The sequence below is a fragment of the Amycolatopsis sp. NPDC004625 genome, assembly GCF_040609695.1.
Lineage (GTDB): Bacteria > Actinomycetota > Actinomycetes > Mycobacteriales > Pseudonocardiaceae > Amycolatopsis.
Genome location: NZ_JBEXKX010000009.1, coordinates 75,563 through 88,708 on the forward strand (window position 1 = coordinate 75,563; position 13,146 = coordinate 88,708).

14 protein-coding genes are annotated in these 13,146 nt (G+C 74.4%); 5 read left to right on the plus strand and 9 right to left on the minus strand.

What is annotated here, in order from left to right:
• The first annotated feature begins 66 nt into the window (after positions 1-66).
• On the plus strand, positions 67-723 hold the full coding sequence (locus tag ABZW17_RS12660; RefSeq protein WP_354812654.1) for a DedA family protein: 657 nt from the start codon (positions 67-69) through the stop codon (positions 721-723).
• 9 nt (positions 724-732) lie between these two features.
• Complete coding sequence (locus ABZW17_RS12665) at positions 733-1,227, plus strand: hypothetical protein (protein ID WP_354812656.1); 495 nt, start codon at positions 733-735, stop codon at positions 1,225-1,227.
• Here the strand turns inward: ABZW17_RS12665 and ABZW17_RS12670 are convergent.
• The 4 genes from ABZW17_RS12670 to ABZW17_RS12685 form a co-directional block, all read right to left on the minus strand.
• On the minus strand, positions 1,221-2,171 hold the full coding sequence (locus ABZW17_RS12670; RefSeq protein WP_354812658.1) for an RNA polymerase subunit sigma-70: 951 nt from the start codon (positions 2,169-2,171) through the stop codon (positions 1,221-1,223). The two genes, ABZW17_RS12665 and ABZW17_RS12670, sit on opposite strands and share 7 nt — an antisense overlap.
• Before the next feature lie 31 nt (positions 2,172-2,202).
• Positions 2,203-2,961: an isocitrate lyase/phosphoenolpyruvate mutase family protein gene (locus tag ABZW17_RS12675; RefSeq protein ID WP_354812660.1), complete on the minus strand. Its 759-nt coding sequence runs from the start codon at positions 2,959-2,961 to the stop codon at positions 2,203-2,205.
• A gap of 4 nt (positions 2,962-2,965) precedes the next feature.
• Positions 2,966-4,375, minus strand: coding sequence for a DHA2 family efflux MFS transporter permease subunit (locus tag ABZW17_RS12680; protein ID WP_354812662.1), 1,410 nt, complete (start codon positions 4,373-4,375; stop codon positions 2,966-2,968).
• A gap of 92 nt (positions 4,376-4,467) precedes the next feature.
• On the minus strand, positions 4,468-6,753 hold the full coding sequence (locus tag ABZW17_RS12685) for a helix-turn-helix domain-containing protein (RefSeq protein ID WP_354812664.1): 2,286 nt from the start codon (positions 6,751-6,753) through the stop codon (positions 4,468-4,470).
• 162 nt (positions 6,754-6,915) lie between these two features.
• On the opposite strand from ABZW17_RS12685, the gene ABZW17_RS12690 reads away from it, so the two are divergent.
• On the plus strand, positions 6,916-7,965 hold the full coding sequence (locus ABZW17_RS12690) for an alpha/beta hydrolase-fold protein (protein WP_354812666.1): 1,050 nt from the start codon (positions 6,916-6,918) through the stop codon (positions 7,963-7,965).
• 64 nt (positions 7,966-8,029) lie between these two features.
• Positions 8,030-8,392 carry a hypothetical protein gene (locus ABZW17_RS12695; RefSeq protein ID WP_354812668.1) on the plus strand — a complete coding sequence of 121 codons (363 nt, stop codon included), beginning with the start codon at positions 8,030-8,032 and terminating at the stop codon, positions 8,390-8,392.
• Here the strand turns inward: ABZW17_RS12695 and ABZW17_RS12700 are convergent.
• The gene (locus ABZW17_RS12700; protein WP_354812670.1) at positions 8,290-9,237 is read right to left on the minus strand and encodes a WYL domain-containing protein; all 948 of its coding nucleotides are present in this window, start codon (positions 9,235-9,237) and stop codon (positions 8,290-8,292) included. The two genes, ABZW17_RS12695 and ABZW17_RS12700, sit on opposite strands and share 103 nt — an antisense overlap.
• 63 nt (positions 9,238-9,300) lie before the next feature.
• On the opposite strand from ABZW17_RS12700, the gene ABZW17_RS12705 reads away from it, so the two are divergent.
• Positions 9,301-10,443 carry an epoxide hydrolase family protein gene (locus tag ABZW17_RS12705; RefSeq protein WP_354812672.1) on the plus strand — a complete coding sequence of 381 codons (1,143 nt, stop codon included), beginning with the start codon at positions 9,301-9,303 and terminating at the stop codon, positions 10,441-10,443.
• Positions 10,444-10,559: 116 nt separating this feature from the next.
• Here the strand turns inward: ABZW17_RS12705 and ABZW17_RS12710 are convergent, their stop codons facing one another.
• The 4 genes from ABZW17_RS12710 to ABZW17_RS12725 form a co-directional block, all read right to left on the minus strand.
• Positions 10,560-11,228, minus strand: a complete 669-nt coding sequence (locus ABZW17_RS12710; protein WP_354812674.1) for a hypothetical protein — start codon at positions 11,226-11,228, stop codon at positions 10,560-10,562.
• Positions 11,229-11,245: 17 nt separating this feature from the next.
• A complete protein-coding gene (locus tag ABZW17_RS12715) occupies positions 11,246-11,617 on the minus strand; it encodes a hypothetical protein (protein WP_354812881.1) in 372 nt (123 codons plus the stop codon).
• A 41-nt stretch (positions 11,618-11,658) separates the two neighbouring features.
• Positions 11,659-12,027, minus strand: coding sequence for a roadblock/LC7 domain-containing protein (locus ABZW17_RS12720; protein WP_354812883.1), 369 nt, complete (start codon positions 12,025-12,027; stop codon positions 11,659-11,661).
• A 249-nt stretch (positions 12,028-12,276) separates the two neighbouring features.
• Entirely contained in the window at positions 12,277-13,116 is an 840-nt protein-coding gene (locus ABZW17_RS12725) for an LLM class F420-dependent oxidoreductase (protein WP_354812676.1), read from the minus strand.
• Positions 13,117-13,146: the final 30 nt, after the last annotated feature.

Genomic DNA, 13,146 nt, shown 5'->3' on the forward strand with positions numbered 1-13,146 from the left:
CGGCAGGCCGGTCGCCACGGTGCGATACCGGCCGCCCCGCCCCCGGGCCCGTCCGGAAAGGACCCCATGACCCACCCCGCCGCCCCATCCGCCTCCGGAGAGCTCACCGAGGGGCTCACCGGGGTGGCCGGGTGGGCCGTCGGGCTGATGGAATCGCTCGGGGGGCCCGGGGCCGCCCTCGTCGTCGGGCTCGACAACCTCTTCCCGCCCCTGCCCAGCGAACTCGTCCTCCCCCTCGCCGGCTTCGCCGCCGGGCGGGGTGTCTTCGGCTTCGGCGCCGCCGTCTTCTGGACCACCCTCGGGTCCGTCGCCGGCGCCGTCGTCGTCTACCTGCTCGGGCGGCGGCTCGGGCACGAGCGCACCCGGCGGCTCGTGAGCCGGCTGCCGCTGGTCCGGGCCGCCGATTTCGACCGGACCGCCGCCTGGTTCGCGCGGCACGGCGGCAAGGCCGTCTTCCTCGGCCGCCTGGTTCCCGTGTTCCGCAGCTTCGTCTCCGTGCCCGCCGGCGTCGAACGGATGCCGTTCGGGCGGTTCCTGCTCTTCACCACGGCCGGCAGCCTGATCTGGAACACCGGGCTCGTCGGCGCGGGCTATCTGCTCGGCGGGCACTGGCCGCGGGTCGAGCGGTACGCGGCGTTCTTCCAGTACGCCGTCTTCGCCGGGATCGCCGTCGCCGCCGCGGTTTTCGTGGTCCGCCGGGTCCGCGCACGACGGCGCGTCTAGGGTTCCGGCATGACCGAAGCCCGGCCCGCGGGATCCGTGTCCGCCCTGCGGGAACGCGTGTACGCCACCCTGGTGGGCCTCTCCACCGTGCTGCTCCTGCTGAACTACGCGGGCAGCACGACCGCCGGCGAAGCCGTCGCCGACGTCGCGGCCGCGATGGGTGCGCTCGGCCTGGCCGGCGGGTTCGCCGACGTGAGCGCGCACCGGATCACGCACGGCACCTTCCCCCGCGGGGACGACCTCCGCCACATCCTCGCCGCCACCGGGCACGTCGTCGAGACCGCCCTGCTGCCGGTCCTCAGCGTCGGCGCCGCGGCGCTCGGCTGGCTGCCGCTGAGCGCGGCCCTGTGGATCGCCGCGCTCTCGCTGGTGCTCACCATCGCCGCGCTGGCCCTGGTCGCGACACGGCGGACCGCGGTCCGGTGGCCGGTCAAGCTGCTGCTGTTCGTCGTCGAGGTGGCGATCGCGCTCGCCGTGGTCGCGGTGAAGCTGCTCGCTCACTGAGCGAGCCGGGCCGGCAGGCCGGCGGCCGTGACGAGCCCGGGGCCGTGGAACTTCACCGCCCGCGAGAAGCGGCCGTCCCGCACCGTGAACACCCACAGCCCGTCGGGGCCGTCCGGGCGGTAGCTGCCCGCGGCGGGCTGGCCGTTCGCGCGGGTGGGCCGCAGCCGCGCGGCACCGCCCGGGGCCGAAAACGCGCGCTCCAGGAACGGCAGGCACACGTCCACGCCCCGGAACCACACCGGGTGCGGCACGGCTTCGAGGCTGAAGTCGTCGTGGATGACGGCCCGCAGCGCCGCGGTGTCCTCGGCCTCGAACGCCGCGATGTAGCGGTCGAGCAGCGCACGCTCGTGCGCCGGCCCGGGCGGCGGCCGGTCGTCCGGGTCCAGTTCGCCGAGCGAGCCGCGGGCCCGCTGCAGCAGGCTCTTCACCGCCGGGACGCTGACACCGAGGGTGGCCGCGATTTCGCCGGCCGGCCACGAAAGCACCTCACGCAGCAGAAACGCCGCCCGCTGCCGCGCCGGCAGCCGCTGCAGCGCCGCGACCAGCGCCAGCCGGACCGACTCGCGCCGCACGACGACCTCGCCGGGGTCGCCGAGCACCGCGTCCGGCAGCGGCCCGAGCCACGCGACCGAGTCGTCGGCGAGCACCCGCGCGCCGGGATCGTCCGACGGCGCGCCGAGGCCGGCGGGGAGCACCCGCCGGCTGCGGTGGTTCAGCTCGGTCAGGCACGTGGTGGTCGCGATCCGGTAGAGCCACGTCTTGAGCGAGGACCGCTCCTCGAACGCGGCGAGCCCGCGCGCGGCCTTGAGCCAGGTTTCCTGGACGGCGTCTTCGGCGTCCTGGTAGGACCCGGTCATCCGGTAGCAGTGCGCGACCAGCGCCGGGCGGAGCGAGCCGAACTCGGCCTGCAGCCACTCGGTCCGGGAGATCGCTTCGGAAGACACACACCCTCCTGTTCGTCGGGGACATCGTCGGTCAGCGAAGGGAATCCCGCAGCTCCTCGAGCGCCCCGCGCATCGCCGCCAGGCCGCCGCGGTAGAACCGTGGCCCGTAGGACACCCTGGCGACCCCCAGCGCCGCCAGGGTGGCCGGGTCCAGCGCCGGTCCCGGGTTCCCGTTGACCGGCCCGGGCACGCCCTCGACCAGCCGAGCGACGTCGCCGGCGTGCGACATCCCGATCGGGTACACGCAGTCCGCGCCGGCCGCGCGGTAGGCCCGGCCGCGGCGGATCGCCTCGGCGACCCGGTCCGGTTCCGGGATGCCGCTCGGCGGCAGGAAGACGTCGATCCGGGCGTTGACCACGAGCGGGACGCCCGCCGCGTCGGCGGCCGCGCGGACCCCGGCCAGCCGGTCCGCCTGCGCCGCGGTGCCGGTGAGCCCGCCCGCCCGGTGGTCGGTGTCCTCGAGGTTGCAGCCGGCGGCGCCGGCTTCGAGCAGTTCGGCGACCAGCTGCTCGGGCGCCAGGCCGTAGCCCGCCTCGGCGTCCACCGTCACCGGCACCGGTACCGCGCGGGCGATCAGCGCGGCGGCGGCGAACATCTCGCGCCACGGCGCTTTCTCGCCGTCCTGGTGGCCGAGCGACTCCGCCACCGCGACGCTGGACGTCGCCACCACCGGGAACCCGGCCTCGACGACCAGCTCGGCACTGGCCTCGTCCCAGGCGTTCGGCAACACCAGCAGCTTCCCGTGGTGCAGCGAGCGCAGCAGCTCGGCGTGGGCTTTCGACTCCGGCACGGTGTCACTCCTCATGTTCGCGACTCGGGATGAAACAGCCGGCCAGCGCCCCCGCGGCGGCGAGCACGGCGCTGAGCACGGCGGCGGCGGTGAACCCGCCGGTGAAGGCGTCGCGCGAGGCGTAACTGCCCGCCAGCGAGAACCCCAGGACCAGCACCGCGACCCCGAACGCCCCGCCGAGCTGCCGCATCGCGCTGAACGCGCCGGACGCCTTGCCGAGGAACCGCGGGGCGACCGACGTCAGCACCGCGCTCTGCGCGGCCGGCAGGCACATCGCGATCCCGGTACCGGAAAGCACCAGCGGCGCCGCGATCGCCCAGTAGCCGACGGCGGGCCCGGCGGCCAGCGCGATCCACAGCATGGCGAGACCGTGCAGCCCGAGCCCCGCGACGACGAACGGCCGTTCGCCGAACCGGCCGACCAGGCGGCCCGCCACCTGCGGGACGACCGCCGTCGTCAGTCCCCACGGCGCCAGCGCGAGGCCGGCGGCCAGCGGCCCGTACCCCAGGCCGTCCTGCAGGAACTGGGCCATGAAGAACACCGCCCCGAGCGCGGACGCCCAGTGGAAGAAGATCACGGCGTTGCCGGCGGCGAACCGGCGCGAGCGGAACAGGTGCAGCGGCAGCATCGGGTGCGCGGCGCGGCGCTGCCAGGCGGCGAACCCCCCGAACGCCGCCAGGCCGGCCACGAGCGGCCCGGTGACCGCCAGGCTGGTCCAGCCGGCCGTGGTGCCCTGCACCAGACCCCACACGACGCCGAACGAGCCGGCGCCGGCCAGCAGCAGGCCCGGGACGTCGATGGCCGGGTCCGGGCCGCGGCTCTCCTCGATCCGCGTCAGCGCGAAGCAGACCAGCGCGATCCCCACCGGCACGTTGATCCAAAAGATCCACGGCCACGAAACGCCTTCGACGACGGCGCCGCCCAGCAGCGGCCCGAGCGGCACCGCCACCCCGCTGACGCTCGCGAAGACCCCGAGGGCCCTGGGCCGCACCTGCGGCGGGAACGCCGCGCCGAGCAGGGCGAGCGCGAGCGGCATGACGAACGCGGCCCCGGCGCCCTGCAGCACCCGGCCGGCGACCAGCGTTGCCGCGTCCGGCGCGATCGCGCAGACCAGCGACGCCCCCGCGAACACGGTCACCCCGGCGGCGAAGACCCGGCGCCGTCCCCAGCGGTCACCGGCCGCCGCCGCGGTCATGAGCAGCACGGCGAAGCTCAGGCCGTAGGCGTTGACCGTCCACTCGAGTTCGGCGGCCGACGCGCCGAGGTCGCGCCGGATCGCGGTCAGCGCGGCCGCCACGACCAGTGCGTCGAGCACGACCATCGCCGACGCGGCCGCGGTGACGGCCAGCACCCACCGCCGCCGTACCCGCTCCGCGGCCGGCCCCGCCCGCCGGGGGGAAGTCCTGGTGCCCACCGATGTCTCCTCCTGCTCCGGTCACCGGCGTCCGCCGCTTCCGAAGACGTAGACACCGCGCGGGGCCCGGAGGAATCGGTGCCCGGCGGACTTCAGCTCGCCGGGACCCGGTCCGCCGGTCCGCCGGCCCTCCTGGCCAGGTGGTCCTGCAGCCGGGCGTGGCGGAACTGGTAGACCGCGCCCGCCTGGCGGAGGATCCCGCGGCGGTAGGCGTCTTCGAGGAACGCGGCCGTCGCCCACGGCAGCCGGCCGGTCAGCGGCAGCCACACCCGGGTCACCACCAGCCACTGGCCCCACGCGGTGAAGGCGAACACGTACGCGACCGCCCCGCCCGCGCCGCCGATCAGGCCGACGGCCAGCCCGCCCGAGAGCGTCCAGACCAGCGGCCCGACGACGTCCTGGAGCAGGTCGACCACGAGCCGGCCGCCGGCCGCGATGGCCAGCGCCAGCAGCGGCCCGAACGCCAGCACCTGGCGCAGCACGGTCGTGCGGTTGGCGCGCAGCAACGTCAGCGGGCTGACCGCCGAGCCGATGTCGAGCGGCGTCTCCAGCACGGCGACGAGCCCGAACGTCGCCCCGGCGGCGAGGCCGAACACAAGCCCGCTCACCAGCGTGGTGACCAGCGCCGTCTCCACCAGGACGCCGATCCCGGGCGCGAACCCGGTCGCCGCGGCGCGGGACAGCACGGTCACCGGGCCGTAGCCCAGCCCGACGACGAACCCGCCCAGCAGCCCGGCGCCGAACCGGCCGGCGAAACGGCGCAGCAGGCCGCCTTCGGGCCGTCCCGTCCGCCCGCGCAGCCGGACCTGCATCCGGGACGGCTCGAACACCAGCCCGCCGTAGACCACCATGATCCCGTGGACCAGGCCGAACGCCAGGCCGACCACCGCACCGACGAGCAGGCCGTCCAGCAGCCCGGCGCCCAGCCCGGGCAGGAGGCCCAGCCCGGCGATGTCCACCGGCAGGAAGTAGAGCCAGTCGGCGACGGCGACGGCGAGCATGGCCGAGAGCACGACGGCGAGGATCCGCGACGACCGGCGCAGCGAACCGCCCAGCCGCCACCACGCCAGGTCGTGCGTGCCGAGCCGGTCGAGGTGGCGGGCGAGGTGACCGAGCCAGCGCCGGGCCCGCGCGGGATCCCACCGCGGCCGGTCCCGGTACACCGTCGGCACGAAGCTGCCCAGCAGGTGGTCTTCGACGGCCTCGGCGGTCGGGAACCGTTCGGTGTCCAGCAGGACGGCGGGGTCCTCCCCCGGCGCGTCGCTGTAGACGGTCCGGGCGAGCACGACCATCAGCGGGGTGCTGAGCACGGCGGCGAGCGCGGGCCCGGCCTCGCCGAGGACGGGGTCCCACACCGTGCCGGGGCCGCCGGCCGGCGCCGGGCGGCGGGTCGTGCGGGGCAGGTAGCCGCGCACGTCGTCCGGGGTGAGGTCGGCCAGCTCGACGCCGGCGGCCGCGGTCAGCACGTCGGTCGCCGCGACCGCGGCGGCGTACTCGGCCGGGCGGCTGGTCAGCACCAGCGGCAGGGTGGTGCTGTTGAGCGCCTCCAGCGCGGCGCGGTGCAGGCCGTCGGCGATCTCGTCGAAGCCGTCGAGCACCGGCAGGACGTGCCCCGCCTCGACCAGCGCGGCGGCCAGCGTCGACCCGCCGGGCGCGGCCGCGGCCAGCCCCGGGTAGTCGCGCAGCAGGCCCTCGATCAGCCAGTCCCGCAACGCCGTCGTGCCCGGGTCCCACGAACCGAGGCCGAAGAGCACCGGCACCGGATCGCCGGGCGCGCGGGCGCGCACCCGGTCCAGGACGAACCGCAGGGTCAGGACGGTCTTGCCGGACCCGGCGCGACCCAGCACCACCAGCCGGCCGGACGGGATCCGGCGGTAGGTGGCCGCGATCGCCCCGAGTTCGCCGGTCAGGTCCAGCGCGTCCGCCGTCGCGCCCGCCGGGACGCGGCGGACGTTGGCCCAGTGGTCGGTCAGCCGGGCCGGCAGCGGCCGCCACCGCACCGGCAGCGGGAACGGGTCGTGGATCCGGCGCTGCTCCTCCTCGCGCTGCCACCGCCCGGCGACGGCTTCGGCGAGCCGCTCGGCCGCCTCGGCCGGCTCGCCGCGGGGCACCGGCCGCACCACGGCGGCTTCCGGGACCTCGCCGGGGTCCGGGGTGCCGCCGGTCGCCACGGCCAGCAAGCGCCGCCGGTCCGCCGGGGCGAGGTCCAGCGCGTCGGCGAGCAGCTTCACGGTGCCGAGCCGGGGGTCGGTGCCCTCGTCGCGTTCGAGGCGCCCGACGGTCCGCACCGCGATCCCGGACCGCTCCGCCAGTTCGTCCTGCGTCATCCCGGCCTGCCGGCGCAGTTCCCGCAGCAGCGCCCCGAACCCGCTCGTCACTTCCGCGCATCCCCCCAGCAGCGGCGTTTCGTCCCGTCCGACCCTAGCGTGCCGACCGGCCATATTCGGCCGGTCCGCGTCCTGGCGCCCTGACCTGCGCGAACCGCACGCTCACGGCGGAACAGGACACGGAAGAGGGGATCCGCCATGGAAAGTCACCCAGTGCGCACCGCAGCCCTGGTGGCCGGCTTGGCCGCCGTCACGGCCTTCACGGCCCCGGTCGCGGCCGCCGAAACCGGGCCACCGCACCTCGCCGACGGCTTCGGGCTGACCGTCACCGAGCAGCCCGCGTGGGTGGCCGGCCACCCCCGCACGTTCACCTTCGCCGTGCACTCGGACCAGGTGCCCACGCCGTCGCTGCTGCCGGGCCAGCCGCCCGGGCAGCACGTCGTCATGGTCACCCTGCCCGAAGGCTACGACGGCAGCACCCGCTACCCGGTGCTGTACGCCCTGCACGGCAACGCCGACCTGCCCAACACGCAGCGGAACCTGGAAAGCGCCGAATCGGCGACGCGCTCGGCGCCGCTGATCACCGTGCAGCCCAACGGCGGGCGCAGCTGGTACTCGAACTGGGCCAACCCCGGTGCGCTGGGCACGCAGAACTGGGAGAACTTCCACCTCGGCCAGCTGATCCCGTTGATCGACGCGAACCTGCGGACGATCCCGGCGCGGACCGGCCGCGCGATCGCCGGGCATTCGATGGGCGGCTTCGGCGCGGTGCACTACGCCGAGCACCGGCCGGACCTGTTCGGCTACGTCGGCAGCTTCTCCGGCGGGCTCGACCTGCAGAACCCCGAGCAGCGCGCGGTGGTGGCCGAGACCGCGCTCGACCCGGCGTCCGGCACGCCGACGACGTCGGTGGACGCGATCTTCGGGCCGCCGGTCTGGCCGTTCGACGGGATCTGGACCGCGCAGAGCCCGGCCCAGCACGTGGCGGCCCTGCGTGGCATGGGCGTGGCCCTCTACACCGGCAACGGCGGCGACCTGACCGTCGACCCGATCCAGGCGGTCGTCGAAAACCGGGCGCGGGAGACGAACCTGGTGACCGCGGCCACCCTGACCGCCGAGGGCATCCCGTTCACCTTCGCCGACTACGGCGACGGCAGCACGTGGGCGCCCGGCTGCACCGGCAAGCACAACCAGCAGCCCTGCCTGCAGGCCGACCTGGACCACTTCGTCGGGCTGCTGATGCGGACGCTCCGGCACCCCTGACCTTCCGGGCCGGGCGGTGACGGGGGCCGCCCGGCCCGGAAACCCCTTCGAGGAAGGAGGCCCGATGGCCGCGAACTACCGGTACTGGTGCGGCGAATGCTCGTACCGGACGCCCTGGCAGACCGAGTCGCAGGGCGCCGCGACGCAGGCCGGCCACTACGCCCGGCGGCACGGGCGGACGCTGCCCGGCGGCCGCGTCGAAGTCCGCGCGAAACGCACCGAAGGCGGCGGGTGCGTGTGGCTCGTCGCGCTGCTGTTCCTGGTGCTGCTGCTGGCGTCGACGTGCCGCGGGGAGGCCCGCGGCGCGCCGTGCGTCCCGTGTGCTCAGCCGACCGAATCGGCCAGCCTGGCCGCCAGCCCTCGCACGTGCTCGAGCAGCTCCGGCGGCTCGTGCACGGTGAACGCGAACCCGAAACCCGCCACGTAGACGGCCAGCTCGTCCAGGGAATCCGAGCCCGCCCGCAACGTGCAGCTGCGCTCGTCGATCGGCTCCAGCGTCCCGGTGGTGGGGGCGACGCGCTCCGCCGCGGCCGCCGCGCCGACGTGCAGGGTGAAGCGGCCCTGGTAGCGGTAGGGCGAGGTCGAGATCGCCCGGGACGTGTACCCGGCGGGGTCGGGCGGCGGGGTGCGCGGGGTGAACCGGGGTCCGGTGGGCGTGCGGGGCCGGAGGCGGTCGACGCGGTAGGTGCGCCAGTCTGCGCGATCGGTGTCCCAGCCGACGAGGTACCAGCGGCGCCCGGTGTGGACCAGCCGGTGCGGTTCGGTCGTGCGGAGGCTCCCGGTGCCGTCGTGCGCGCGGTAGTCGAAGCGCAGGCACAGCGCATCGCGGACGGCGGCGGCGATCGCGGTCAGGGTGTCGGGGTCGGCGGTCGGGCCGGGCCCGGCCATCGGCACCGTCGCCGCGCTCAGGGCCTGGATCCGGTGGCGCAGCCGCGACGGCAGCACCTGTTCGAGCTTGGCCAGCGCGCGCACCGACGTCTCCCCGATGCCGGTGATCGAACCGCCGGCCGCGGTGCGCAGGCCCATCGCGACCGCGACGGCCTCGTCGTCGTCGAGCAGCAGCGGCGGCAGGTCCGCGCCGGCGCCCAGCCGGTAGCCGGGCGTGCCCGCGGTGGCCAGCACGGGGTAGCCGAGAGCGCGCAGCCGTTCGATGTCGCGGCGCACGGTGCGCGGGGTGATCTCCAGCCGCCCGGCCAGCTCGGTGCCGGACCAGTCGCGGCGGGTCTGCAGCAGCGAGAGCAGGCGCAGCAGCCGCGCCGAGGTTTCCGCCATGTCACCGAGTCTGCCCGCCACCTAGGACCGAAACCGACCTAACCGGTTCCTAGGGTCGTTCTCATGACCACCACGATCCGGCCCTTCACCATCGACGTCCCCGACGCGGTCCTCGACGACCTGCGCGACCGGCTCGCCCGCACCCGGTGGGCGGCGGACCTGCCGGGCACCGGCTGGAGCCGCGGGGTGCCGGCGAGCTACCTCAAGGGGCTCGCCGAACACTGGCGCGACGGCTACGACTGGCGGGCGCACGAGCGGCGGCTGAACGGGTTCCCGCAGTTCACCACCGAGATCGACGGGCAGGACATCCACTTCCTGCACGTCCGCTCCCCCGAGCCGGACGCGCTGCCGCTGGTCCTCGTGCACGGCTGGCCCGGCTCGATCGTGGAGTTCCTCGACGTCATCGGGCCGCTCACCGATCCGCGGGCCCACGGCGGCGACCCGGCGGACGCGTTCCACCTGGTGATCCCCTCGGTGCCCGGCACGGCGTTCTCCGGGCCGACCCGCGAGACCGGCTGGGACACCGGCCGGATCACCCGGGCGTTCGCCGAGCTGATGAGCCGGCTCGGCTACGACCGCTACGGCGCGCAGGGCGGCGACACGGGCGCCGTCATCGGCCCGGGGCTCGGCCGGCTCGCCCCGGACAAGGTCGTCGGCGTGCACGCGAACGGGCTCGCCGCGTTCACCGCACCGGCCGCCGGGACCGAGCTGACCGAGGCCGAGCGGGCGCGGCTGAAGCAGGTCGAGTACCTGCGGACCGAGCAGTCGGGCTACGTCGCGGTGCAGACGACCCGGCCGCAGACCCTGGCCCACGGCCTGCACGACTCCCCGGCCGGCCAGCTGGCGTGGATCGTCGAGAAGTTCCGCGAGTGGACCGACCCGGCGGCCGAGCTGCCGGAGGACGCCGTGGACCGGGACCTGCTGCTGACCAACGTGATGCTCTACTGGGTGACGGGCACCGCGGGCTCTTCGGCCAACTGCTACTACGAGACCGCGCACGCGGGCGCCTGGAGCGCGGGCGAGCGATCACCGGTGCCGACCGGGGTGGCGGTGTTCCCGACGGACGTCTCGATCCGCGCCACCCTCGAACGGGAACACACCATCGTGCACTGGTCGGAGTTCGGCCGCGGCGGCCACTTCGCCGCGATGGAGGCGCCCGACCTGCTGGTGGCCGACGTCCGGGCGTTCTTCGGCAAGCTGCGCTGACCCGGTCTGTCCAGTGTGGACGCACGCGCTCGGCCCGCCCCGATCGGCGGGGCGGGCCGGGCGCGGCGGCCCGCGATCCACGCCCCGCCCGGCCGGAGCACCGGCCCGGCCCTCGATCAGAGCGAAACCTCCACCTCCATCCCCATGATCCGGGTGACCGTCCGGCGCCGCAGCCATCCCCGGGCCGGTGAGCCGTCCCGCACCTCGCCGAGGAATGCCTTGCGCTGCGCCGAAGTCGCCGATCGCCAGCGCAGGGCGAGCACCGGGCGGACCGGTGCGATGAACGCCTGCACCCGTTCGTGGGCGCCCGCGATCCGGGCCTCGTATTCGCGGTCCGGCCGGTAGGCCAGTTCCAGGTCGATCAGGGGTGCCGCGCCGCCGGTGTGGTGGTGGCAGCGCGACAGCATCCGCGCGAGCTCGTCCATCGCGCCGCGCACGCGGCAGGGCATCTGGTCCTGCCAGCGGCCGAGCCGCGGGACCGGCGAGGGTGCGGCCGTCACCTCGTCCGCGAGCACGACCAGGGCCCGGACCGCCGATCCGGCGAGCTCGACGCGGATCCGCCTGCTGTTCGCGTCGACGAAGAAGCGCGGCACGCGGCCGGCCACGACGGTGCCCGACCGCAGCCGCACCCAGTCCTCGACGGCGTCGGGTGACGGGCAGGCGGACACGAACGTGAACGCCAGCTCCTCGCCGGCGAGGTTCATCGTCACGGGGAACAGGGAACCGAGGTCGTGCACGAACGCCGAGCCGATGACGAGTGCGGCGCGGGAGCCGCCTCCGGTCATCGCCTCCTCCTCCCGGGCTACACCTGCAGGTCCGCTTCGATCCGTTTGAGGTAGTGCCGGGCCAGCGCCAGGTTCGCCCGGTCGCGGTCCAGCACCAGGTACAGGAACAGGGAGCTCCGCGCGCCGACCGTGTTCATCAGCCGGATCAGGTGGTACTGGCGGTGCAGGGTGATCAGGATGTCCTCGATGGAGTCGTTGAGCGCCAGCGAGGACATCACCCGCAGTTTCGACCGCACGACCTCGGTGTTCCCGGCCGCCGCGACCTCCAGGTCCAGCCATTCTCCGCCGCCGCTGGTGCCGAGGGACATGCCGCTTTCGTAGTCGACCAGCGCCACGCCGACGGCGCCGCTGATCGACATGGCTTCCTTGAGTGCCGTGTCGATGTTCATCATCATGCTGCATCCTTTCCGTGAAACGAGTGGCCGTCCTGCTACGCGGCCAGGATCGAACCGATCCGCTCGATGACGGGCCGCGATTCGAAAAGCAGCCGCCCGACGTTCAGCCCTTTGTCCCCCAGCACCACCATCAGCGCGAGCCGCCCGATGGCGTAGACGGCCATGTACCCCTCGCTGCCGAACACGACGGTCTGGCGCAGCGTGCCCTTGCCGGTGATTTCGGCGGCCTGGCGGGCGATCCCGAGGTCGGCCGCGGCGAGCGCGGAGATCTTCGCCGGATCGATGTCGTCGGCCGCATCGGCGATGATCGGAATGCCGTCGACCGCGGCCAGGACCGTATCGGTCACCCCGGCGACACTTTCCCGCAGGGTACGCAGCTCGCCGGCCAGTGCTTCGAAGTCCAAGACTTTTTCTTTCTGCTCCGGAATTGCGGAAGACGAGTGCGGCGACTCTACCGTCGCGATTACTCCCCGCCAATCGGCGTTCGAGTACCACCCCACCGTTTCACTCGATCGAGTGAAACGATTCCTGCGCTGTAACAGAAAGAAATTGACGAACGTCGATCATTTCCGCCGGGCATTCGGCCGATCGGCGGCTCACACCATGGTCCGGAACCGGGCCGGCCCCGGGCGGTGGGCCCGGGGCCGGACGTGTCAGCGCAGCGGCTCGAGCGCCTTCGCCAGCGGTTCGAGCACGGCCGGGGTGTGCGGCGGCGGCAGGTAGACGATGGCCAGGTCCAGCCCCACCGCCCCGAGGGCCTCCGCTTCCGCGGCGACCTTCGCGTAGTCGAGGTCCGGCCCCAGCCGGACGTGCGAGGACAGCGTGATCTCGGCCGGGTCGCGCCCGACGTCCGCGCAGTGGCGGTGCAGCACCTCACGCTTGCGGGTGAACTCCTCCGGGGTGCCGCCGACGAAGTTCCAGTGCTGCGCGTACTTCGCGGTCGTGCGCAGCGTGCGCTTCTCACCGCTGCCGCCGATGCAGATCGGCGGGTGCGGCCGCTGCACGCCCTTCGGTTCGCACCGCGCTTCGGTCAGCTTGTAGTGCTCACCCTCGAAGGTCGTGGTCTCCTGCGTCAGCAGGCCGACGAGCACCTCGCACGCCTCCTCGAACCGGTCGCTGCGCTCCTTGACCGAGCCGAGCTGCATGCCGTACGCGCCGGACTCCTCTTCGTTCCAGCCGGCGCCGACGCCGATCTCGAGCCGGCCGCCGGAGACGATGTCGAGGGTGGCCGCCATGTTCGCCAGCAGCGCCGGGTGGCGGTAGTGGATGCCGCTGACCAGCGTGCCGAGCCGGAGCCGCTTCGTCGCCTGGGCGAGCGCCGTGAGCGTCACCCAGCCCTCGAGGCAGGGGCCGGCCGAATCGGAGAAGATGGGGTAGAAGTGGTCGAAGGTCCAGCCCGACTCGAACAGCTCGATCCCGTCCGCCGCCTGCCAGACGGCGAGCACGTCGGCCCATTCGGTGTTCTGGGGCGAGGTCTTGATGGCGAATCGCATGATCTTCAGCGTAACCCCGGAGCTGCTCCA

Coding starts and splice junctions, on each gene's coding strand:
- ABZW17_RS12660 (WP_354812654.1), top strand. CDS start 67: ATGACCCACCCCGCCGCCCCATCCGCCTCCGGAGAGCTCACCGAGGGG.
- ABZW17_RS12665 (WP_354812656.1), top strand. CDS start 733: ATGACCGAAGCCCGGCCCGCGGGATCCGTGTCCGCCCTGCGGGAACGC.
- ABZW17_RS12695 (WP_354812668.1), top strand. CDS start 8,030: ATGGCCGCGAACTACCGGTACTGGTGCGGCGAATGCTCGTACCGGACG.
- ABZW17_RS12700 (WP_354812670.1), bottom strand. CDS start 9,237: ATGGCGGAAACCTCGGCGCGGCTGCTGCGCCTGCTCTCGCTGCTGCAG.
- ABZW17_RS12705 (WP_354812672.1), top strand. CDS start 9,301: ATGACCACCACGATCCGGCCCTTCACCATCGACGTCCCCGACGCGGTC.
- ABZW17_RS12710 (WP_354812674.1), bottom strand. CDS start 11,228: ATGACCGGAGGCGGCTCCCGCGCCGCACTCGTCATCGGCTCGGCGTTC.
- ABZW17_RS12715 (WP_354812881.1), bottom strand. CDS start 11,617: ATGAACATCGACACGGCACTCAAGGAAGCCATGTCGATCAGCGGCGCC.
- ABZW17_RS12725 (WP_354812676.1), bottom strand. CDS start 13,116: ATGCGATTCGCCATCAAGACCTCGCCCCAGAACACCGAATGGGCCGAC.